The 23,003-nt window shown below is 54.6% G+C and carries 18 protein-coding genes and 1 pseudogene; 3 read left to right on the top strand and 16 right to left on the bottom strand.

What is annotated here, in order from left to right; genetic code table 11:
- Nucleotides 1–3: 3 nt before the first annotated feature.
- The 12 genes from lpxA to rpsB all read right to left on the bottom strand — a co-directional run bounded on the left by lpxA (nucleotide 4) and on the right by rpsB (nucleotide 12,518).
- Nucleotides 4–801 carry an acyl-ACP--UDP-N-acetylglucosamine O-acyltransferase gene (lpxA, locus tag ACZ1HV_RS01200; protein WP_298820567.1) on the bottom strand — a complete coding sequence of 266 codons (798 nt, stop codon included), beginning with the start codon at nucleotides 799–801 and terminating at the stop codon, nucleotides 4–6.
- A gap of 6 nt (nucleotides 802–807) precedes the next feature.
- Complete coding sequence (gene fabZ, locus ACZ1HV_RS01195) at nucleotides 808–1,272, bottom strand: 3-hydroxyacyl-ACP dehydratase FabZ (RefSeq protein ID WP_298820565.1); 465 nt, start codon at nucleotides 1,270–1,272, stop codon at nucleotides 808–810.
- Between the two features lie 50 nt (nucleotides 1,273–1,322).
- Nucleotides 1,323–2,360: a UDP-3-O-(3-hydroxymyristoyl)glucosamine N-acyltransferase gene (gene lpxD, locus ACZ1HV_RS01190; RefSeq protein WP_472717057.1), complete on the bottom strand. Its 1,038-nt coding sequence runs from the start codon at nucleotides 2,358–2,360 to the stop codon at nucleotides 1,323–1,325.
- 79 nt (nucleotides 2,361–2,439) lie between these two features.
- On the bottom strand, nucleotides 2,440–4,821 hold the full coding sequence (bamA, locus tag ACZ1HV_RS01185) for an outer membrane protein assembly factor BamA (protein ID WP_298820561.1): 2,382 nt from the start codon (nucleotides 4,819–4,821) through the stop codon (nucleotides 2,440–2,442).
- Nucleotides 4,822–4,982: 161 nt separating this feature from the next.
- The gene (rseP, locus tag ACZ1HV_RS01180; RefSeq protein ID WP_298820559.1) at nucleotides 4,983–6,125 is read right to left on the bottom strand and encodes an RIP metalloprotease RseP; all 1,143 of its coding nucleotides are present in this window, start codon (nucleotides 6,123–6,125) and stop codon (nucleotides 4,983–4,985) included.
- Nucleotides 6,126–6,243: 118 nt separating this feature from the next.
- The gene (gene dxr / locus ACZ1HV_RS01175) at nucleotides 6,244–7,449 is read right to left on the bottom strand and encodes a 1-deoxy-D-xylulose-5-phosphate reductoisomerase (RefSeq protein WP_472717056.1); all 1,206 of its coding nucleotides are present in this window, start codon (nucleotides 7,447–7,449) and stop codon (nucleotides 6,244–6,246) included.
- Between the two features lie 14 nt (nucleotides 7,450–7,463).
- Nucleotides 7,464–8,306 carry a phosphatidate cytidylyltransferase gene (locus ACZ1HV_RS01170; RefSeq protein WP_472717055.1) on the bottom strand — a complete coding sequence of 281 codons (843 nt, stop codon included), beginning with the start codon at nucleotides 8,304–8,306 and terminating at the stop codon, nucleotides 7,464–7,466.
- A gap of 15 nt (nucleotides 8,307–8,321) precedes the next feature.
- Nucleotides 8,322–9,092 (bottom strand): isoprenyl transferase, encoded by a 771-nt coding sequence (locus ACZ1HV_RS01165; RefSeq protein WP_472717054.1) that lies wholly within the window; start codon nucleotides 9,090–9,092, stop codon nucleotides 8,322–8,324.
- A 29-nt stretch (nucleotides 9,093–9,121) separates the two neighbouring features.
- Nucleotides 9,122–9,685, bottom strand: a complete 564-nt coding sequence (gene frr / locus ACZ1HV_RS01160; RefSeq protein ID WP_298820551.1) for a ribosome recycling factor — start codon at nucleotides 9,683–9,685, stop codon at nucleotides 9,122–9,124.
- A gap of 110 nt (nucleotides 9,686–9,795) precedes the next feature.
- Nucleotides 9,796–10,515, bottom strand: coding sequence for a UMP kinase (pyrH, locus tag ACZ1HV_RS01155; RefSeq protein WP_298820549.1), 720 nt, complete (start codon nucleotides 10,513–10,515; stop codon nucleotides 9,796–9,798).
- A 69-nt stretch (nucleotides 10,516–10,584) separates the two neighbouring features.
- Nucleotides 10,585–11,502 (bottom strand): translation elongation factor Ts, encoded by a 918-nt coding sequence (tsf, locus tag ACZ1HV_RS01150; protein WP_298820547.1) that lies wholly within the window; start codon nucleotides 11,500–11,502, stop codon nucleotides 10,585–10,587.
- 143 nt (nucleotides 11,503–11,645) lie between these two features.
- A complete protein-coding gene (rpsB, locus tag ACZ1HV_RS01145; RefSeq protein WP_298820545.1) occupies nucleotides 11,646–12,518 on the bottom strand; it encodes a 30S ribosomal protein S2 in 873 nt (290 codons plus the stop codon).
- A gap of 320 nt (nucleotides 12,519–12,838) precedes the next feature.
- Here rpsB and ACZ1HV_RS01140 point away from each other — a divergent pair, with 320 nt between their 5' ends.
- On the top strand, nucleotides 12,839–13,237 hold the full coding sequence (locus ACZ1HV_RS01140) for a VOC family protein (RefSeq protein ID WP_298961684.1): 399 nt from the start codon (nucleotides 12,839–12,841) through the stop codon (nucleotides 13,235–13,237).
- A 64-nt stretch (nucleotides 13,238–13,301) separates the two neighbouring features.
- On the top strand, nucleotides 13,302–14,981 hold the full coding sequence (locus ACZ1HV_RS01135) for a pentapeptide repeat-containing protein (protein WP_472717053.1): 1,680 nt from the start codon (nucleotides 13,302–13,304) through the stop codon (nucleotides 14,979–14,981).
- Between the two features lie 156 nt (nucleotides 14,982–15,137).
- Here the strand turns inward: ACZ1HV_RS01135 and ACZ1HV_RS01130 are convergent, their stop codons facing one another.
- Nucleotides 15,138–15,818 (bottom strand): isochorismatase family protein, encoded by a 681-nt coding sequence (locus ACZ1HV_RS01130; RefSeq protein ID WP_298985926.1) that lies wholly within the window; start codon nucleotides 15,816–15,818, stop codon nucleotides 15,138–15,140.
- A gap of 177 nt (nucleotides 15,819–15,995) precedes the next feature.
- On the opposite strand from ACZ1HV_RS01130, the gene ACZ1HV_RS01125 reads away from it, so the two are divergent.
- Entirely contained in the window at nucleotides 15,996–16,916 is a 921-nt protein-coding gene (locus tag ACZ1HV_RS01125; RefSeq protein ID WP_472717052.1) for a LysR substrate-binding domain-containing protein, read from the top strand.
- Between the two features lie 44 nt (nucleotides 16,917–16,960).
- On the opposite strand, the gene dnaE is transcribed toward ACZ1HV_RS01125, so the two are convergent.
- The 3 genes and pseudogenes from dnaE to ACZ1HV_RS01110 form a co-directional block, all read right to left on the bottom strand.
- The gene (gene dnaE, locus ACZ1HV_RS01120; RefSeq protein ID WP_472717051.1) at nucleotides 16,961–20,452 is read right to left on the bottom strand and encodes a DNA polymerase III subunit alpha; all 3,492 of its coding nucleotides are present in this window, start codon (nucleotides 20,450–20,452) and stop codon (nucleotides 16,961–16,963) included.
- Between the two features lie 502 nt (nucleotides 20,453–20,954).
- Nucleotides 20,955–21,525, bottom strand: a pseudogene (locus ACZ1HV_RS01115) (ABC transporter ATP-binding protein).
- 154 nt (nucleotides 21,526–21,679) lie between these two features.
- Nucleotides 21,680–22,984, bottom strand: a complete 1,305-nt coding sequence (locus tag ACZ1HV_RS01110) for a lipoprotein-releasing ABC transporter permease subunit (RefSeq protein WP_298820528.1) — start codon at nucleotides 22,982–22,984, stop codon at nucleotides 21,680–21,682.
- Nucleotides 22,985–23,003 lie beyond the last annotated feature (19 nt).

Genomic DNA, 23,003 nt, shown 5'->3' with positions numbered 1-23,003 from the left:
GGATCAGTCATCGCTGCGCGGTGTACAGAACCTGCGGTCTTCCTTTTCCAGGATGAAATCTGTGACGACCTTGACCAATGGCTGGTCGGGCTGTCCCGCAGCCAGGCCCTCGGCCCGACCGCGAAGCGTGCCTTCTTCGCTCTCAAACAGTTCACGATAAGCCGCCCTCAGCGCATGGATCTGTTCGCGCGGAAAACCCTTTCGTTTCAATCCAATGAGGTTCAATCCAGCAAGTCTGGCACGGTCTCCAATCACAGAGCCGAAGGGAATGACATCAAACTCGACGCCCGTCATGCCGCCGACGATGGCACCTGTACCGATCCGCGACCACTGCCGAACCGCACTCAACCCGCCCAGGATCACATGATCCGCCAGTTCCACATGACCCGCCAGCGTGGCATTGTTTGCCAGGATCGCGTAATCGCCGACGATACAGTCATGCCCAACGTGGGTACCCATCATGAAAAGACAATTGTTGCCGACACGTGTAACACCGCCGCCACCTTCCGTGCCCGGGCTCATGGTCGCGTGTTCTCGGATCTGGTTGTTGGCGCCGATCTCCAAATGAGTGATTTCACCGGAAAATTTCAGATCCTGGGGCTTATGCCCGATGCTTGCAAAAGGAAAGATATGCGAATTCGGACCTACGCTCGTATGCCCGGTTACAACGACATGCGACTCGAGCGTCACGCCCTCGGCGAGTTTCACATTCGAACCAACTGTTGAGTAAGGTCCGATGCGAACATCTTCGCCGATTTCAGCACCGTCTTCGACGATCGCCGTCGGATGAATATCAGTCATATATCCTCACGCATCTATCAGCATTGCGCTGACTTCAGCTTCTGCCACTTTTGCACCGTCGACCATGGCAACGGCATCGAATTTCCAGATGTTCGAGCGCTGCTTGATTTTCTTCACGTGGAAATGGACCTGATCACCAGGCTCGACCGGCTTCCGAAACTTGGCCTTGTCGATCGTCATGAAATAAACCAGCTGCGGCGGCGCATCGTCTCCACGTGCATGTACGCAAAGGGCTCCTGCTGTCTGCGCCATCGCTTCGATAAGAAGCACGCCTGGAAAGACCGGTCGTTCTGGGAAATGACCGGAGAAATGCGGTTCGTTGATGGTAACGTTCTTGATGCCCGTACCGCTGTTGTCACCATCCATATCGACGATTTTGTCAATCAACAGAAAGGGATAACGGTGCGGCAGAAGTTTCATGATTTTCATGATATCTGCGCTGACAAGTGTTTTGTTTTCCGCGTTTTCCATAATAGCCCCTCGGCGCCTTAATGCCGCAAAGTCCTTGATGATTTTACCGTTTACGATCCACTGCCGCGCTCTGCAAGTTTTCTGACTGCAGCCACTTCGCGGAACCATTGTTTGACGGGTTTGGCAGGTGTGCCTCCATATCGACCACCAGGCGCCAAATCTTCGCTGACGACGCTGACTGCTGCGACCTGAGCTCCCATGCCAATTCTAACGTGGCCACGAACACCTGTCTGGCCGCCAATAGCGACGAAGTCTTCCAGCGTGCAGCTCCCCGAAAGACCTACTTGGGAAACAAGAACACAGTGTCGGCCGACCACCACGTTGTGACCAATCTGCACCTGATTGTCGATCTTGGTTCCTTCGCCGATCATCGTGTCACGATTTGCACCACGATCTATCGTCGTACAGGCACCGATCTCAACGTCATCTTGAATTATAACCCGCCCGACTTGAGGAACCTTCAGATGTCCCTGAGGTCCCATGGCATAGCCGAAGCCATCCTGACCACAGCACACACCAGGATGCAGGTAAACACGATTTCCCAGTACGGAGTGCTGGACGGTCGCATTCGGGCCGATCACGCAGTCCCGGCCAATTTTAACGTCGCTGCCAATCACCGCGTTGGCCCTGATCACTGTTCCTGAACCTATTTCAGCGCCCTTGCCGATAACGGCTCCAGGCTCAATCGTGACACCCTCTTCCAGGAGCGCTTCCGGGTCGACAACAGCTCGGTCGGAGACAAAGACATTGTTCCGATCGGCCGGAACCATAGCATCGGGATAAAGTCTGGCCAGTACCATCGCCCAAGAGCGATAAGGATCGGCACACACAAGAACAGCAACGCCTTCCGGAACCTTTCCCTTGTGGCGCTTGCCAATGAGACAGGCTGCGGCGCTGGTTGTTTCCAGCTGTTTCAAATATGCGGTGTTATCGAAGAAAACCAGGCTTCCGGGCGAGGCATCCTCAAGGGGCGCGACACCAGTTACTTCCAGTGTTTCACTGCCCGCTTCAATTTCGGCATTTGCCCAGGTCGCGATATCACCCAGGGAAACGGGATCTGGAGCCCTGAAAAACTTTGGCTCGGACATCATTTTATCCTTGTTGCCAGCCAACAAAAACGGCCGCCGATGTGATCGGCGGCCGATATCTAACCTAATTGACCGCGATTTAGAAGCGCGTACCACCACTCAGGCGGAATACCTGGGTTTTATCCGCATCGTCTTTAGCAATCGGATAAGCGAAGTCAGCACGGAGCGGACCAAATGGTGACTGCCAGCGGATACCTGCACCGACCGATGCGCGAACCGAGAATTCGTTGGAGTCGATCCGACCGCCATTGTTCTCAACCAAACTCACGAGATCGCTGTCGGCATCCCAAAGAGAACCAGCATCTGCAAAGACTGCACCTGACAGACCGAACTCTTTCGGAAGTACCGGGAACGGGAACCTTGTCTCGGCCGTCGCCGCGAAGAAGAAGCGTCCACCGATGGAGTCTTCTGTCGTTGCATCGCGTGGGCCGATACCCTGATTCTCAAAGCCGCGAACCAGTGTGCCGCCGAGCATGAACTGTTCGGAGACCCGCAGACGCTCGCTGCCGATCGCCATGATGTTACCACCACGAATGGAAAGGCTACCAACCAGGCCGTAGTCCGCCAGGATTTCCTTGTAGGCGCGAGCCTGTGCTTCAGTGCGGATGTAGTAGCTGTCGCCACCGAGACCTGCGAATTCCTGACCGAACGAAGCATAGACACCGTCGGTCGGGTCAATAAGGCGGTCCAGAGTGTTGTAGCGCAACTCGTAACCGACCAGTGAAGTCAGGTAGGTGCCGAGAGAGTCACAAACGGCGAGCGACAAATTGGCCGTGTTACAGTTATTGATGTTGGTCGACTGGTTGTCCGGGTCCGAGTTCTTCTCCTGGAAGATGCTGTAGAACAGCCGAACCGTCAGCTCTTCTTCACGCAGTGGCAGCGTAAAGCCGAAACCGCCACCGGTCTTCTTCTGGTCGAAGGAACGGTAGTCGTTGGCATCGTCAACCTTGCGGTAAAGATCCAAGTCCAGTGCGACACGCCGGCCCATGAAGAAAGGCTCGACAAAACGGAACTCATAAGACTGCGTGTCTGTGCCACCGCCTACAGCGATCTTCACAAACTGACCGCGGCCAAGGAAGTTTTTCTCGGTCAGCGAGATGTCGCCAACCACACCATCGACGGTGGAGTAACCGACACCGAAGGAAATTTCCCCTGTGGGCTTCTCTTCAACACGAACGTTGACGATCACGCGGTCAGCTGCACTGCCCTGCTGGGTCGTAATTGAAACGCGCTCGAAGTACCCGAGGTTTTTCAACCGGCGTTCCGCCTTGTCGACGAGCGCCCTGTTGAAAGCATCGCCTTCTGCGAGATCAAATTCACGACGGATAACGAACTCACGCGTCCGGTCGTTGCCAATGATGTTGATACGCTCAACATACGCCCGAGGACCTTCTTCGATGTAGTAGATCAGCGAAATCGTGTTGTTGTCGTAATCACGTGCACCACGTGGCCGAACACGGGCGAAGGCATAACCTTCCTCGGAAACGCGCAGTGTGATGTCTTCAACTGTCTGCTCAACACGCAGGGAATTGAAAGTCTGACCGCTGCGGGTGCGCACCAGGCGGCGCAGCTCTTCGGGATCGACATCGGAAATCGTTGAGACGATTTCGACATCGCCGATTTCGTACTTCTCACCCTCATCCACCGTGAAGGTGACGTAGAAGATATTCTGCTCACGGTCCAGATCAGCGCTAACCGAAACGATCCGGAAGTCAGCGTAACCCTTCTTGTTATAGTACTGACGCAGCAACTCTTCGTCTGCAGCGAGACGGTCCGGGTCATAAGTGTCAGTGCTGCGTAACCAGCTCAGAAGACCGCTTTCACGGGTTCTGATAACGTCGCGCAGACGACCATCGCTGAAAGACTGGTTTCCGATGAAGCTGATCCGCTCAACACCGGTCTTGGCGCCTTCGTTGATTTCGAAAACGAGATCAACGCGATTCTGTCCGCGATCAATGATCTGAGGATCGACGGAAGCACCATACCTGCCGGAGCGGCGATAGGCTTCCAGAATGTTCTGCACGTCGGCCTGAACCTTGGCGCGAGAAAGCATGGAGCGAGGCTGCGAGCGAACGGCTGTCGCAAGCGCATCGTCCTTGATTTTCCTGTTACCCTCAAAGGAAACGCGATTGATAATCGGGTTTTCCGTGACGGTTACAACAACCAGGCTGCCACGCGGGGTGATCTCAACGGTGGCAAACAAACCAGTCGCGTAAAGTGCCTTTAACGACTCATCGACATCGAAAGCGCTGTAATTGCGCCCGGGAACGATGGTCATGTAACTGATAACGGTTTCATCCTCGACGCGGGTATTACCCCGAACGTCGATGCTCCGGGCAACCGCTGCCTGAGCTTCTGAAACAAACAACTTCAACCCTGTAGATTGCGGCAAAACTGACCCAATCGACAGTACGGCAACCGCAAACAGAACGGCCCGTGTAAGTTTCTGCAATCGCTGCATTATTGCGCTATGCCTTTTTTAAATACCCCTTTCCGGAATCCACATCACCCCTGTAGATTCTCGGAACCGACGAACGTTTTATAGGTTTTTGCCGATAACGCAACATCCCTTCCCGCCTGAAAGCGATTTAGTCTGAAGACGTTGCGTCAATGTCACGGCAATCAGGAATTGGTGGTTACGAGCCGCATGATATCCTTCCATGTAACGAAGACCATCAGCATAAGTACCAAGCCTAAACCGATCCTGAATCCCACATCCTGAACTCTTTCGCTGAGCGGCTTTCCGCGTAACGCCTCCGCAGCGTAAAAAACCAGGTGCCCTCCATCGAGAATTGGCACAGGAGCCAGATTTATGAGCCCGATGCTGACCGAAAGAACTGCGGTGAGAGATATCAGGGGCAAGATTCCGAGATCGGCAACCTGTCCTGAGATTTGAGCAACGCGGATCGGTCCACCGAGCTGATCTGCAGACTGGCGCTGTGTTATGACGCCCCAGATGTAGCTGACGGTGCCTTCCATGATCCGGTAGGTCTCACGCGTGCCTTCAGCGAGAGCACCCAAGGGACTGTACTTTATCCGCACCAGATATTCCGGGTTAGCTGTGCCGCGCAGGCCAATATCACCCGCCACCTGGCGTTCGCCGAAGAAGACTTCCTTCTCCCGCGCGTCCGGTGTAACCGTCAGCACGACCGGTGTACCGTAGCGATCAACTTCAAAGACCAGCGGAGTGTTGGCATTCATGAGAACAATCTGGCGCAATTCTCCGAAGGTCTCGATCTTGCGGCCATCGATTTCAGTGATCATGTCACCGGCCTGAAGCCCGGCGCGCGCTGCAGCGCGATCTGGAAAAACCTCTTCGATCAAGGGTTGAGTACCCTGTTTGCCGATCGCCATGAACAGGGCTCCGAAAATGACGATGGCAAGAATAAAATTGGCAATCGGACCGGCAGCAACAATTGCGGCTCGTTGCCAGACTGGCTTTGCAATGAACGCCGTTTTGCGCTCTTCTTCACTCAATTGTGCAATCAGTTCACGATTTGGAACACTTGCGGCATTCTCGTCGCCTGCAAACTTCACATAGCCACCCAGCGGGATCATGCAGAGTTTCCATCTGGTGCCCTTCTGATCGGTTCTGCCAAAAATCTCCCGCCCGAAGCCGACGGAAAACGCGTCAACCTTGACGTTGCACCAGCGTGCAACGGCGAAGTGGCCAAGTTCGTGAAAGAACACCACAACAGTCAGGACAAACAAGAAGGGAATGATCGTTCCGACCAAGAGTGAATACGCGGAAAAAAGTAAGTCCATCAAGGGTTCCGATCCTGCACGGCTGCAAATGCGTCAGCGCACTGTACTAAAAGGAAAATTACGGCGTGTTAATGGTCGAAGAAAATTTTCCGCAGCTATGATTCAGCCTGTCAAAGCCTTAGTTGCTCCGGGCCTTGACCCATTCTTTCGTCTTTATCCTGGCAGCGTCGTCCAACTGTAGCACATCTTGAACGCAGGACGCTGACTGCAAGGCTCCTTCCGCAGTTAGATTGTCCAGAACAGTCTCAATTGCGGCCGGGATATCAAGAAATCCAATTTGCCCCAACAAGAACGCTTCTACCGCCACCTCGTCAGCTGCATTCAGAGCTGCCGGCGCGCCTCCGCCGGCCTCCATTGCCTCAAGCGCGAGACGCAATGCAGGAAATCTCGCCAAATCCGGCTCTTCAAAGCTCAATGTTCCAATCGCAGCAAGATCGAGCCTTTTCACCGGAACGTCCATCCGCCTTGGAAAAGCAAGGCAATGGGCAATCGGTGTGCGCATATCCGGGCTGCCGAGTTGGGCAAGAAGCGACCCGTCCTTGTACTGAACGAGCCCGTGTACAGCCGATTGGGGGTGCACCAACACAGCCAACTGATCATGTTGAATCGGGAAAAGGTGTGAAGCTTCAATAACCTCAAAACCTTTGTTCATCATGGTTGCACTGTCGATTGTGATGCGTGCACCCATATCCCAGTTCGGGTGTTTCAAAGCTTGAGTTGGCGAAACGGTTTTCATCTCTTCTTTCGAAAATGTCCTGAAAGGACCGCCCGAAGCAGTCAGAATGACCTTTTCGATCAAATCGGCCTGTGCCGTTTCGAATACCTGGAAGATGGCATTGTGTTCGCTGTCAACAGGAAGCAGCTCGGCGTTGTGCTCCCGAATACGGGCCATGAAGAGATCGCCAGCACAGACGAGACACTCTTTATTTGCAAGCGCAATCCGGCGTCCCGGTTGAATTGCCGCCATCGTTGGTTCAAGTCCGGCAGCGCCAACGACAGCACCTACCACAAGGTCGGTCGGACGGTCGACCGCCTCCAAAACGGCCCTTGGTCCCGCTGATGCTTCGATGCCGCTGCCCTGTAGCGCTTCGACCAAAGCATCATATTTGCTAGCGTCCGCAAGAACCGCAGAGCCTGCATCGAGCCGCTTTGCCAGATCACTCAGCGCAGATACGTTGCGGTTGGCAACCAGAGCCACGACATCAAATTGTGTCGGATTTCTCTCAATAATGTCGGCAAGGCTTTGACCGACAGATCCTGTCGCGCCGAGAACAGTGATACGGATCGGCGCAGCACTTTTTGCTGCATCAACATTGGCCGACATCGAATTCCTCACGCTCAACCAAATCCAAATCCCGAAATCGGGTCCGCGAGCGCACCGCCGCTTATCCATCCAGCGATCACGGCAAAGATCGCCGCCGCTACCAGGCCGTCAATGCGGTCCATGATGCCGCCATGTCCGGGAATGAGACGGCTGGAGTCCTTCACGTCAAATCGTCTTTTGATGGCCGATTCAAGCAGGTCGCCTGCCTGGGAAACGACCGAAAGCAAAGCAGCCAATAAGCACCAGAGCACAAGGTCGCGCTCACCCGCCCAATAGACAACGCCGACACCAAAGATGCAGGCAAACACCAGACCTCCGATTGCTCCCGACCATGTCTTTTTGGGCGAGACCCTCTGCCACAATTTGGGACCACCCAGAGCCCGTCCCGTGAAATAGGCAAAGATATCGGTCGCCCAAACGACAAACAGCAGGAAAAACGCGAAAAGAAGCCCGACGGTTCCCTCACGAAGAACCAGAAGCGAAAACAGGGACAGACCGCTGTAAAGCACGCCCTCCCCGGCCCACCTGCCATCTTTTGAAAAGCCGTCCGCAGCAAAAACGACAAAGGCCGCGATCATCAACAGTCCAAGTCCTGCTGCAGCCAGACCCAAATAGACCAGAACCGACAATCCAACCAGACTTGCGAAGCCGATCAACGCGGGCACCGAGCGATGTTTTGCGCCAGTGATCGAAAACCACTCCCACAAGAATAGCGTTGCCGCCAGGCACATCAGCAAAACAAAGGCGACGCCACCCAAATAAGTGATCAGGAGAACGAGCGGTCCAAGAACAAGTGCGGAAACCAGTCGGAGCCCAAGGTCGGAGAGTTTTTTTCCGGAGGTTTCAGGATTTGCCATGTTTTGCGCCAGACGTCACAGCGACGCCTTGGCGTCAAGTCCGCCATAGCGGCGTTGGCGGCTGCCAAAACAGGCAAGAGCTTCGTCGAAATCGGCTTCCGAGAACTCCGGCCAATTCTTGTCACAAAAATAGAATTCAGAATAAGCTGCCTGCCACAGCAGAAAATTTGAAAGGCGCATTTCGCCGCTGGTTCTAATGATGAGATCGGGATCCGGCAGGCCCGCAGTGTCCATTGCATCCGTCAGAGCGTTTTCTGATATGTCGCTCGCCTGGAGCTCACCCTGGGCAATTTTTTCAGCAAGGCTCTGTGCTGCCCTCACGATTTCCGCCCTGGATCCATAGTTGAATGCAACCACCAGATTGAGCCCGGTGTTTTCTTTTGTCAGTTCCTCGGCCTCGTTCAAAAGCGCAAGAATGCCTGGTTCGAGATCTGCCCGATTGCCGATAATGCGTATGCGAACGTTGGACTTGTGCAGTTCGCTCAGATCCCGCTGAACAAAACGGCGTAACAGACCCATCAGGAAAGAAACTTCCGCCTCGGGCCGGCTCCAGTTCTCTGAAGAAAAACTATAGATCGTCACCACTTCGATGCCGACCCGTCCCGCGTGACGAATAACACTGCGCAAGGTCTCCAGACCCTGCCTGTGTCCTTCGGTTCGAGGCAGGCTTCTCGCAGTCGCCCATCGCCCGTTGCCGTCCATGATGAACGCAACATGGCGCGGCAGATTTTCGCTGGAACCATCCGCTGAAACATTCTGCGGAGTATGGTCCGGACTGACGCTCATGGGAGTCCTCACCTCACAGGTCAGGCCAATCAGACCTGAGAGATTTCCTGTTCTTTCTTTTCAAGCATCGCATCCACTTCACCGATCATCGTATCGGTCAGTTTTTGCACTTCATCCGAAGCGACCCGGCTGTCATCTTGAGAGATCGCACCGTCTTTTTCAGCTTTTTTCGCGTCGTCCATCCCGTCCCGGCGCACATGGCGGATCGCAACCTTTGCATTTTCCGCGTATTTGTGTGCGACCTTGATCAGTTCCTGACGTCGCTCCTGGTTCAGCTCGGGAATTGGCAAACGCAGCAACTGGCCGTCGACAACCGGGTTAAGCCCAAGATTCGATTCACGAATTGCTCTTTCAACAGCGGCAACCATGCTCTTGTCCCAGACCTGAACCGCGACCATACGTGGCTCCGGAACAGAAACGGTTGCGACCTGGTTGATCGGCATCGCCTGGCCATAGGCGTCAACGGAGATCGGGTCCATCATGGAAGCAGATGCGCGGCCAGTTCTAAGGCCAGCGAATTCGGTCTTCAGCACCGAAAGAGCTCCTTGCATGCGGCGCTTCAAATCATCCAGATCGACACCTTCTACCGACATTTTGTCCTCACTATTGTTTTCATCTTGGCTGAATAGAGTCTCGGCGCGCGTCAACATGGCATAAACGCGCTGAAACACAAGAGCTTGGCTCGGGAAAGAGATTAAATCTTTCAGTCACCCACGACTGTGTAGGTGCCGGTCTCCTGGAGCACGCTGACCAGAGCACCAGGTGAGTGAATGGAAAACACAATCACCGGAATGGAATTGTCACGCGCGAGCGCTATCGCGGTCGTATCCATGACCTTCAGATTGCGCGAGATGACCTCTTCGTAGCCAAGCGTTTCATAGCGTTCTGCTTCGGGATTGACCTTGGGGTCTTCCGAATAGACACCATCAACCTGCGTCCCCTTCAGGAAGGCGTCGCATTTCATTTCCGCAGCTCTGAGTGCCGCGCCGCTGTCAGTTGTGAAAAACGGGTTGCCTGTGCCGCCAGCAAAAATGATGACATCACCATCTTCCATGTAGCGGTCTGCCACACGCTGTGAAAACGTCTCGCAGATGGATGGAACTGCAACGGCCGACAGAACACGCGCATTCACTTTGAGACGTCGCAGGGCATCGGCCAGGGTCAAGCTGTTCATGATCGTTGCCAGCATTCCCATGTGGTCGCCGGTTACCCGGTTCCCACCCTTTGCGGCAACTGCAACACCACGGAAGATATTCCCGCCCCCGACAACAACGCCAACCTGGGCCCCGAGGGCTACCGCATCAGCAATTTCCTTGGCGATCCTTTGCACAATGGCCGGGTCAATTCCAAAAGCCTGGGAGCCCATAAGCGCTTCACCAGAGAGTTTCAGAAGGATCCGTTTCCAACGCAAAGAATTCGTCATGGGTGCCCCCGTCTAGAAAATTGTCTTCCTAAAAAAAAGCGCCGGTCTTGCCGGCGCTTTTCCTTGAGCTTACTGCCCGGTGGCTGCCGCCACCTCTGCGGCAAAGTCTTGCTCTTCCTTCTCGATCCCTTCGCCAAGTGCGAAGCGGACGAAACCGGAAAGCTTGACGTCAGTGCCGAGTTCCTTTGCAAGCGCCTCAACAGCCTGCTCAACCGTTTGATCCGGGTTGATAACGAAGGCTTGTTTCACGAGGGTAACTTCCTCGTAGAATTTGCGCAAACGGCCTTCCACCATTTTTTCAATGATGTTTTCAGGCTTGCCGGATTCACGCGCCTGCTCGGAGAACACTGTTCTTTCGCGTTCAACAACAGCCGGGTCCAACTCGTCTGTGCTCAAGGCCAGCGGGCTTGTTGCGGCAACATGCATGGCAACCTGACGGCCAAGAGCATTCAGCTTGTCCTTGTCGCCGGAAGATTCCAGCGCGACGAGGACACCGATCTTGCCCAGGCCTTCAGAAACCTGACCGTGCACATAGGTGGACACCGCGCCTTCGTTCACACTCAGAACGGCGGAACGACGCAATGTCATGTTCTCACCGATCGTCGCGATCGCTTCAGTGACGGAATCTGCAACAGATTTTCCGTCAAGGTCAGCAGCACCAAGTGCTTCAACCGAACCGTCGGTGCCGATGGCAACCTTGGCGACCTTGGCGACAAGCTCCTGGAAGCCTTCGTTGCGGGCGACAAAGTCGGTTTCGGAATTCAGTTCAATCACTGCAGCCTTTTTGCCGTCAGTAGCAACGCCGACCAGGCCTTCAGCAGCCACACGGCCAGCCTTCTTGGCCGCCTTGGCCAAGCCCTTCGTGCGCAGCCAGTCAACAGCCGCTTCCATGTCACCGCCAGATTCAGTCAAAGCGGTCTTGCAGTCCATCATGCCAGCGCCGGATTTCTCGCGGAGCTCTTTTACCATCGCAGCGGTAATGCTCATCGATTGCCTCGTGGATGGGGGTTTCAGAATAAGACGCGGTCTAACCCATGGCCAACCGCGCCTTTATGACGGGACCGCGAAAAATCGCGGACCGTCTTGCGAATTCAACAAGTTTTCGCCGCTAACCCGCGGCGAAATTCTGCTTAAGCTTCAGTAGAAGCCTTTTCGGTTGCAGCTGCTTCTTCTGCCGGTGCAGCTTCAGCCGGAGCTTCTTCTGCTGCTGCGGCCTCAGCTGGAGCCTCTTCAACCGGAGCCTCTTCAGCTGCAAGAACTTCCTCGACCGGAGCTTCTTCGGCTTCGCCGATATCCATGCCGGAAGCACCCTGCGCACGGGAAATACCATCGATAGCTGCACGAGCGATGAGATCGCAATAAAGCGAAATCGCACGGCCTGCATCGTCGTTGCCCGGCACCGGATAGGTAATGCCATCCGGACTGCAATTGGAATCAAGGATTGCGGCAACAGGAATACCCAGACGACGGGCTTCCTGGATGGCAATGGATTCGCGGTTGGTATCGATCACGAAAATCAGATCCGGGATACCGCCCATATCCTTGATACCGCCAAGGTTCCGCTCAAGCTTTTCGCGCTCGCGATCCATGAACAAACGCTCTTTCTTCGTCAATGCGTTTGCGGCATCGGAAGAAAGGGTTTCTTCCAGCTTGCGCAGACGCTGAATCGACTGAGAGATCGTTTTCCAGTTGGTCAGCATGCCGCCGAGCCAACGTGCATTCACGAAGTACTGTGCGGAATTGCGTGCCGAAGTGGCAACGGCGTCCTGTGCCTGACGTTTGGTGCCGACGATCAAAACGCGGCCACCGCCGGCAACTGTGTCGGACACAGCTTTCAGAGCCTGGTGGAGAAGCGGAACGGTCTGAGACAGATCCATGATGTGAACATCGTTGCGCACACCAAAGATGTACTGACCCATGCGTGGGTTCCAACGGTGCTTCTGGTGACCAAAGTGCACACCTGCCTCAAGCAGCTGGCGCATGGTGAAATCGGGCAAAGACATGGCCCTTAAACTCCTGAGTTTTCCGGTTTAACCTCCGCAAGAGGGTTTGGGCCGAAGGAAATTTTCCCTCAACCACCGGATGGACACCGATAAGCTCGGTTTCCGCCCCTTGCGTGTGGAATGGGCGCCTTATAGTTGGGAAGAAATATTATTTCAAGGCCTAAGCGCCGGATTTCTTTGGCTTCGAGGCTATGATTGTGCAATTTCAAACTGGACCTGATGCATCACTTAGGTAGAACACCAGCCCGGGTCGCAAACATTGACCCACGACAAAGGTATTTCTAACAAGAAACCTGAAACAAACCAGCGGATGAGATCCATTGACAACGCAAGGCATAAATCATTTGGGTCTGACGGTTCTGGACCTTTCAAGCACGACCAATTTTTTTACGAAAGGACTCGGTTGGTCGCTGTTGGCCAAAGACGAAAGCTACCCCCGCACGACTGTTTCAGACGGTGCCTGCCGATTGACTCTCTGGCAGGCGGATACTTCCAAACCCGTGACGGCCTTTGACCGCAAGTCCAATATTGGCTTGCACCACGTTGCCTTCGAAGTTTCGACCAAGGAAATGCTTTTTGCTCTTGCAGACAAAATTCGCAGTTGGCCTGGCGTCCGCATGGAATTCGAACCGGAGTTGCTTTCAGGTGGGCCGCGCATGCATATGATGTGTCTTGAGCCGGGAGGCATTCGTGTCGAAATCATTTGGCCCGCGAGCTAGCTGTTCCGGCGAATAGCAAACCAAGAGCTCTTCTGTCTCGTCTGGAACAATCCGGAGTCCCTTAATGGATGAAAGTGAAGACCCAGCAGGAATTGCCGCGACCGAAACAGAACGACTGAACCGGAAGACCCATTCCTTCAGTTTCGGCATCTTGTTTTTCCTCTTCGGAATCGCCGCTGGCTTTTTCCTGGCCTTTTCAGGCTTTGACCTGTTTGAAGTCTATTTCACCCACGTGCTTGCCGGATTTGTGGTTCTGGTAACCCTCATTGTTTTGACGGGTCTTGGCCTTTACGTGTTCCGCGGCAAGCTGATGGCAAGCTTGTTTGGTATTGCGGAATCCCGGCTCGACATGTTTGCCGAACCCTTGTCCCGCGTTACTCAGAAGGCCATCGATAGAGATCCGGAAGGCGCAACCCACGCAGCCCGCGAACTGGTTCAGCTGACGCTGGCCCGGTACAGTTGGATCACTGCGCGACGCTGGATCATTGCTTCGCTGACCGGGCTGATTGCGTCTTTGGCAGCGCTCGCCGGCACAGCTCTCCTATTTAGGCAGAATGAATTGATTGCGAGCCAGAATGTCCGCATTGAGGAACAAACAGCATTGCTGACCCAGCAAGTCGAACTTGCAGAAGCCGCCCGAAATGCAGCGATTGCCGTCGAAATCACCCGAATCGCCGCGCTGCTTGGCACTGTGATGGACAAGGTTGCTACACAGTCAGACGGAGCAGATGCTCCAACAGGCGATGTCGCCGCTGACAAGATACCGGTGATTGATCCCGCCAAAGACCTCGACCAAAGCCTCATCATGCGGATCGTCGCATCTTCGCAAGCCTCCAAGCCATATAGATACCTGGACGCCGGTGATGACTTCGGAAGTGTACAAAGCGCGATTAAGGACGCCATGCGAAGGCGGCGTGAAGAACTGCCGACTTCATTTGCACGCATGGCTCGCCTTGGAAACTGGCAAGAGGCTCCCGAGGCCCGGGCACTGGTGGCACGCAGCTACAGCCCTGAACGTGGTCAGCTGCTGGACACGCTTGTGCGCTCTGGCATCAGATCGTTCGAATTCCTGAATTTTTATGGACTTGATCTGTCGCACGCCGCATTGCGCGACTTTTTCTTCGGTCCGTTCAGCTTTCAAAATGGCAAGATGGCGTATGCTGACCTTGCAAGAGGCCATTTTACGGAAGTCGACTTCCAGGGAGCAAATCTTGAAAACGCGATCTTGCGGGAAGCACGTATAGAATCGGCACGGTTTTCTTCGCTTGAACCAGAACTCGCTGTTCCTCCTGTCGTTACAACCTCTCAACCTCTGACTTCCCGCTTAACCGGCCTTGATCTCACCGACGCCTTTCTGCAGTTCGTTTGGTTCGAAAACGCACGGCTCACAGCAGCAAACTTCGATCGGGCAACGCTCATGGGGACAGACTTTAGCGGAGCAGATCTGAGCGGATCAACCTTCAGGGGTACTGTGTTGGGACATGCAGAGTTTAACGGGGCGATCCTGGCATCGGTCGATTTCGATGGAGCTTATGTTTTTGCCCAAGATTTCCTGGATCGGATTGGCGAAAAAGCGTACCCGGGAAGTTTCAAACGAAGCCGTTTTGTTCAAGAGGCATCGTCTATCGAAGCCGTGATGGAAACCTACTCCACATTTTCACAGCTGGAGGCAGGCGACTTCAAGGAACTGCTCGGATCCGACAGCGTCTGGCGTATCAAGCGCGTCGAACCGTTCGAGCAATAGGCTCCTTTTGGTCTTTACTGGCACGAATCACAGCCAACAAATTTCAACTCAATCCGGACCTTTTTAGGACAGCTTCACACAGAAGGACTGTGTCGTAAGAACCACCGCCGAGACAGGTCCAATTGACCTTGTGCTTCGGCGGGGTCAGCTTTGCTGTTATAGTGCCATCGGGATTGGTGGATTGCCGGTAAGCCCCACCCCTTCACGGACTTCAGCCGCATTTGCAGCCGTTCCGAGGAAGTTGTTCATAGCGGCTTGATATTGCCCCATATGTTCGCTGAGAATCCGCCCGATATGCTGCCCGTTTATTTGCGTATTGGCCGATAATTCGGCGAGAACGGCAACCCAGGTTGTTACAATCGCACCCGCAGCCGCCAGTCGGGTCATCGTAACCTGTTGTATGAAGGGATTGAAATCCGCGCTTGCATCCATGACCACATAAGTCTCGTACCCTTCCCGTAGCGCCGCAATTGCAGGGAAAGCGGCACAAACTTCAGTCGCCAATCCGGAAATAACCAGTTTTTTTCGCCCGGTTGCGCGGACAGCCTCCCGTGAGGCCTGATCGTTCCAGAAATTGACAAATGGCCGGTCAATCACGTCAATCTCCGGAAACAATGCCTTTAACTCGGGCATGGTCGGGCCATTCGGGCCCTGAGGCCAACTTGTTCCCATCACGACCGGAATGTTCATTGCCCTGGCGGTTTTCGCATGACCAAGGATGTTGTTCTTGAGCAGCATCGGATCAATCGAAGACAGAAACTGCATGAGCCCGACCTGATGGTCGATCATCAGGAAAACGCAATTGTCAGGCGTGAGTTCGGATGTTGGAAGGGTCATTCACTATTTCCTGTGTTTTGACGAGTGAAAGGCCAGCAACCTGGCCATACTCCGTTTGAGACAGAGCTAGGCCAAGAGAAGCTTTACGCGTTGAGTCCTGAGCTCAAAACGCGATATAGACAATTGCACTCATGCGACTAGCTGCAGCAAATGCATCTCAATAGTGACGAAAATGGAATGATTATCGAAGACCTCATCGACGCCCGGATTTTGGTCGAGTTGCATAACAGATTGAGTTTTGCGGCAGCCGCCAAGGCACTCGGAATGCCGCCAGCGACGGTTAGCCGCCGCGTCATGCGCATGGAAGACAGAGCTTGCTTGCGGCTTTTTGACAGAACCACGCGTTCGGTATGCCCCACGGAAGCCGGAACGTTGGCTGTCAATCATGCACAGCGAATGATCTCGGAGGTGGAGGCCGTTGAAACCTCATTGTCTTCAATGCGTGATGCACCTGTCGGTACGATCAGGATCACTACGCCGACTATCTTTGGACAAGCGCTGCTGAGTCCGATTGTCAGCCTGTTCCTTGCTCAATACCCGGATTGCGACCTTCATATCGACCTGGCCGACGGTCACATCAACCTTGCCGAAGAGGGCTATGACGCTGCAATACGGGTCGGACCGATCGTAGACGACACGCTCGTTGCAAGAACACTCGGAATAGTTCGCGCAGCCCTCTACCGCCGTGGTGGAGCACCGAAGGTTTCTCTGAATGACCTCAGCGACCTGCCCGTAGCACTCCTTCACAAGGGTATGAAAGCTGATCCCACACTACAACTTCATTCCGCCAATGGCGAAAACCGGTCTTTCGTCGTCAAGCCGCGCCTAATATGCATGAATCCGTGGTTGCTGCTCGACGCTGCCCTGGCAAGCGACGTCATCGCCGTCTTGCCTGAGTTGATTGCAGCCCCCGCTGTTAAAAGCAATCAGCTGATCAGAGTGGGCCCCGGCTGGTTTGCCCGCCATGTGCCAGTTCATCTTGTCTATCAGCCTCAGCGGCTTATGCGCCCAGCTGTGAGGGCGTTTGTCGACCTTGCAGCCGACCAAATTCCGCAACTGATCGCCAGTGATGAAGGCAACGGGCCCCTAAGCCGGTAATCAATGATCTCGCAGGGTCGGCTGAATTGTTTCAGGCGTCGTTGTCACGCGATTTGCACATCCATTACGCCTGGAACAGCCTTCAGCGCACCTGCGATTTCCGGAGATAATCTGAACCTTCCGGGAAGCTTGACTTCTACTTCGCGCGCGCCGTTTTCAAGTAGCACGATCACTGTCACATCCCCTTCCCCACGGACCTTAAGCTGATTGGCGAGGCTTCTGATGGGACGCTCGTCACGAACGAAGACACGCATACTTTTTTGAAGGCGTGCAGCCACCTTGTCGATCGGGTCCACCTGTTCAACCCTCAGCGAGGGTTCATCGTCACGCATGTCGGCACCAACCAGCACCACAACGGACCTGCCGGACTGAAGGACATCTCGGAATTGTTCCAGCTTTTCCCTGAACAGCAAGGCTTCATATTGACCGGTTGCATCTGACAACCTTGCGATACCCATGCGTGTTCCGGTTTTTGTTTTGCGCTCCTGCATCGAGACAACCGTGCCCGCAAGTCGACCCGCCGAAGCGCCCTTTTTGACTGCTTCAGCGAATTGTGTCCAAGGCTGAACCCTCATTTTCTCCAGGATTGATGCATATTCGTCGATGGGATGCGCTGAAAGGTAAAACCCGATGGCGGAGTGTTCCCGCTGAAGTTTTTCTTCGTTGGCCCATCCATGCACTTCGTCCAGTTGCAAAGGCTCTTCGCTGTCGCTGGCGCCAAAAAGTTCATCCTGTCCAAGCGTCTTGTTTTCTTCGGTTCGTTGCGCCAAGCCCATGACACGATCCAGCCCTTCAAAAACCTTTGCCCGGTTCGGCTCAAGTTCATCGAACGCGCCAGCTGCAACAAGGTTCTCAAGCGTCCGTTTGTTAAGTGCTCGTGGTGAAATTCGTCTGGCGAAGTCGCCAACACTCCTGAACGGAGCTTCGCCACGCACTTTCACAATGTGCTCAACGGCTTGCTCACCTACACCCTTGATCGCTCCCATCGCATAAAGAATTCTACCATCGGCAACATCGAAAAAGACCTGTGACCGGTTGATGGACGGCTGCACAATTTCGATACCCATGCGGCGCGCTTCCTGACGGAAATCTCCAAGCTTGTCGGTGTTGCCCATATCCAGTGTCATGGAAGCCGCCATAAACTCGACAGGGTGGTTCGCTTTCAGCCAGGCGGTATGGTAGGAGACCAGCGCATAGGCTGCAGCGTGGGATTTGTTAAATCCGTAGTTCGCAAACTTCGCCACCAGATCGAATATCGTTCCGGCCTGCGATTTGTTGATGCCGCGTTCGACTGCACCGTCGACAAAACGCGCACGTTGAACTTCCATCTCGGCAGCAATTTTCTTACCCATTGCCCGTCGCAGAAGGTCCGCCTCGCCGAGTGAGTACCCCGAAAGCACCTGCGCAATCTGCATCACCTGCTCCTGGTAGACGATGATGCCGTTGGTTTCCATCAGGATCGGTTCAAGCAACGGGTGCAGGCAGTCCGGGTCCTGCTCGCCGTGTTTTACCGCGTTATAGACCGGAATGTTTTCCATGGGCCCCGGCCGGTAAAGCGCCACCAGTGCAATAATGTCTTCAAACCGGTCTGGCTTCATGCCGGCGATTGCACGGCGCATGCCCTGACTTTCAAGCTGGAACACGCCGAATGTTTCGCCGCGGGCAAGCATTTCGTAAGTCTTGATGTCATCAATCGGCAGTCCGGCCACGTCCACGTTCACCCCGCGCCGGCCAATCAACTCTACGGCAGTGTCGATAACGGTAAGCGTTTTCAGACCCAGAAAGTCGAACTTAACGAGGCCGGCGTCTTCAACCATCTTCATGTTGAACTGAGCAACCGGCATGTCGGAACGAGGGTCACGGTAGAGCGGCACCAGCTTTTCAAGTGGTCTGTCGCCGATCACCACACCAGCAGCATGTGTGGATGCATGCCGGTAAAGTCCCTCAAGCTTCTGCGCCATGCCCAGCAGGCGCTCGACAATCTCTTCTTCCTTTGCGGCTTCCCGAAGACGTGGCTCGTCTTCGATTGCCTGGGCGAGCGTTACCGGATTGGCCGGGTTGGCAGGCACAAGCTTGCAAAGGCGGTCAACCTGACCGTATGGCATCTGCAGCACCCGCCCGACATCCCGCAAGACCGCGCGTGCCTGCAGCGAACCAAAGGTGATGATCTGCGCGACCTGTTTGCGGCCGTATTTTTCCTGAACGTAGCGAATGACCTCTTCACGGCGCGTCTGGCAAAAGTCGATGTCAAAATCCGGCATCGAGACACGTTCCGGATTGAGGAACCGCTCAAAGAGAAGCGAAAAGCGCATCGGGTCGAGGTCGGTAATCGTCAGCGACCAGGCAACAAGCGAACCGGCACCGGACCCACGGCCGGGCCCGACGGGAATGTCATTGCCTTTGGCCCATTTGATGAAGTCGGCGACGATGAGGAAGTAACCGGGAAACTTCATACGCTCAATGATTCCGGTCTCGTAATCGAGCCGGTCCCAATAGTCTTTCTCCTCAAGACCGGGGGCAAGGCCGTGGGCATCAAGCCGAGCCTGCAGGCCTTCCCGGGCCTGCCTTTTGAGCTCTTCCGCTTCTGCGTGTTCTGCTTCTTCCGGGTCTGCATCCGCACCGGCAAATCGCGGCAGGATCGGGTCCCGTTTCATCGGCCGGAAACTGCAGCGACGCGCAATTTCGACTGTCGATGAGAGCGCCTCGGGTAGATCGGCAAACAGCGCCCACATTTCTGTGCGGCTTTTGAAATAGTGTTCGGGTGTCAGGCGTCTGCGGTCGTCCTCGATAAGCACGCGCCCTTCGGAAATGCAGATCAGCGCATCATGAGCTTCATAGTCTTCCCGTTTCGGAAAAAAAGCCTCGTTTGTCGCGACCAGAGGAAGATCCAGCTCATAAGCAAGATCCAAAAACGCATCTTCAGTCTTGCGCTCAACTTCCATGCCATGCCGTTGCAACTCGACGTAACAACGTCCGGGAAAGCCATCAGACACTTGCCTCAGCCGCGCTTTCGCCAGGTCCTTGCGGCCTGCGAGAAGCGCGGCTCCAATCGGCCCAAATGCACCGCCTGTAAGGACTATGAGGTCATCGGATTTTGCAAGGAGATACTCTAGCGAAACATGCGGCCGCAAACCGGTTTCCGTATCAAGAAAGGCCCGCGACGACAATTCCATGAGATTGCCATATCCGGTCTCCGTCATGGCAATCAGAACAAGATCCGCAAGGGCTGGCTCTCCGCGTCTGCCGCTCTCAAGCCCGTCTTCAAATGCAATTGACAATTGGCAGGCGGTAATCGGCTGAATACCGGCTCCCCATGCCTTTGAGGAGAACTCCTGCGCACCAAAGAGATTGTTGGTGTCCGCTACAGCCAATGCCGGCTGCTCGTCTGCCTTCGCAAGATCCAGAAGCTTCTTGATAGGCAGAGCCCCTTCAAGAAGGGAAAGCGCGGAGTGAACCCTTAGGTGCACAAACCCTGGGCCAGAGGCTACTCCAACACTCGATTTTGAGCCCTGAGGTGAGGTTCCGTAATCCGTCATTGATGCACTCGCACGCCCGTTCAGAATCAGCACACAAGTGAAACGCTTCGGGACAGCTCTGTCGAGCCATCAACCTGGTTGTTACCGCTGTTCTTTCAGTTTGCGAAAGGCACAAGCCTCAACTGGACGTCATTGTCCGAGACTTTGAAATTTTTGCGCGAACGGACAACCGCGCGCATTTGCTGATTTTAACCTGCAGAGAAAAGAACATCACCCCAAACAGCAAGTGTCGTGCAGAAGCAAACAAGCGAACCAAAAGCTGCAAAGTCACGAGCGATATAGAACATTTCATTCTCCAAACCTGACCTAACGTTGAAGAGATAATGTTCCATTTTTGTTCCTCATGCAAGCCCTTTTTGTTCCTCTTGTCAGCAGGCAAATCAAATTCGCTTAAAACCCAAGGTTTTTGCTTTGTTCCAAACACGGTGAAGCAACACCGATAGCGTCAGTTCCCGTCGCGTCCTAATAAGTTGACTATGCTGGTTTTGAAGAACTGAACCGGCTAAAGGCTTTTTACCTGACCATCCGCCAGCGTGATAGCCCGATCCATACGTCCGGCAAGCTCAAGATTATGCGTGGCAAAGAGCGTGGCGACACCCGACGCACGGACCAGTGCGGAAAGCGCCTCGAATACATAACTGGCCGTTTTTGGGTCAAGGTTCCCGGTCGGCTCATCAAGAAGAAGAATGCGCGGAGCATTCGCCACAGCCCGGGCGACAGCAACACGCTGTTGTTCCCCCTGAGAGTTCTGACGGTCGGTGACTGCCGCGATCACCCAACCTCATATATTTGAGCAGTTCGTCGGCTCTCTTGGCAGCCTCTTTGCGAGGCAAACCGCGTATCATTTGCGGCATCATCACATTTTCAAGGGCGGTGAATTCAGGCAGCAGATGATGAAACTGGTAGACGAATCCGATGTCGTTCCGTCGGATTGCCGTTCTCTCCACGTCGGAGAGTTCGGAGCAGTTGACGGGACCGAGAAAGACGTCGCCCTCATCTGGACGCTCCAGAAGTCCCGCGATGTGCAACAGTGTCGATTTGCCTGTTCCCGACGCGGCGACAAGTGCCACCATTTCTCCGGGTTCAATCCTAAGATTAGCGCCCCGAAGGATGTGCAATTGCCGATCGCCTTCTTCGAAGCTGCGCGTGATCCCGGACAGTTCAAGCGCGGCCGGAGCAATGCCGGGCGTCTGACGTGGGTCGACCGCCATGTTCATCTCCCCGCTCCTACTCATACCTGAGCGCTTCAACCGGATCGAGGCGAGCTGCACGCCATGCCGGATAAACTGTTGCCAGCAGGGACAGGAGCAACGCCATCAACAAAACTGTCGTCGTCTCTCCGCTATCGATCTCGGCAGGCAGCTTCGACAGGAAATAGAGCTCGGGCGAGAACAGTTCGGTGGTCGTCAGCCAGGATACGAATTGACGAATGCTTTCAATGTTCAGACACACGACCAATCCCAGAACAAACCCCGCAAGCGTTCCCACACAGCCGATACTTGCTCCTGTTATCAGAAAGATGCGCATGATTGCGCCGCGTGAAGCGCCCATCGTACGCAAGATGGCAATATCCTTGCCCTTGTCTTTCACCAGCATGATCATGCCGGAAATAATGTTCAGCGCAGCGACCAGAACAATCAGCGTCAAGATAATGAACATCACGTTGCGCTCCACTTCCAGTGCGGAGAAAAAAGTGATGTTGCGTTGACGCCAGTCCGTTACGAATGCCGGTCGATCTGCCGCCTCTTCGATCGCAGCCTTCATGGTCCCGACCCGATCCGGGTCAAGCACATAAACCTCAACACCTGTCGCTTTGTTGTCCATGTTGAAATAGGCCTGAGCTTCATTCAACGGCATGAATAGGAACGTAGCATCGTATTCGCTCATCCCGATTTCAAAAATTGCCGAAACCGGATAAGCCTTGACCCTTGGCGTCACGCCCATCGGTGTGACGCTCCCGCGTGGTGAAATAATGGTGACATTGTCGCCGACCGTAATGCCGAGCTGCTGCGCCATCCGCGAACCGATGGCAACGCCCTCACCTTCGTCAAATCCATCCAAGGTACCGCCACGTACCGTGTTTGCGATAAGCGGAACGCGTCTCAGATCACTTTCGTAGATACCGCGCACCAGCGCTCCGAAGTTACCGGCAGGACCGGACACAAGTGCCTGGCCTTCGGTAAAGGGAATTGCGCTAACAACTTCAGGCACACCCTCAAGCCGCGATGCAACTGCATCATAATCAGTCAAAGGAAGATCGATTGGCTGGACAAGCATATGCCCATTGATACCCAGGATTTTGCCCAGGAGTTCGGTGCGAAATCCGTTCATTACAGCCATGACGATAATCAACGTCGCCACGCCAAGCATGATGCCCGCAAAGGAAAAGCCGGCAATAACGGAAATAAATGTCTCGCGCCGGCGTGAACGCAAGTAGCGGCCGGCAATCATCCATTCGAAGGGGGAAAACGGGCGTGTGGAGGCGGCTTGTTTCTCGTCACGCTCAATGTCCGCAGTGTCTGCCGCTGTCATTGTCCATCCACTTCAGCAA

The sequence above is a fragment of the Roseibium sp. JB4-4 genome (genome assembly GCF_055693425.1).
Note: the sequence above shows the minus strand (reverse complement) of the source record. Positions and strands in the feature narration are given on the sequence as shown.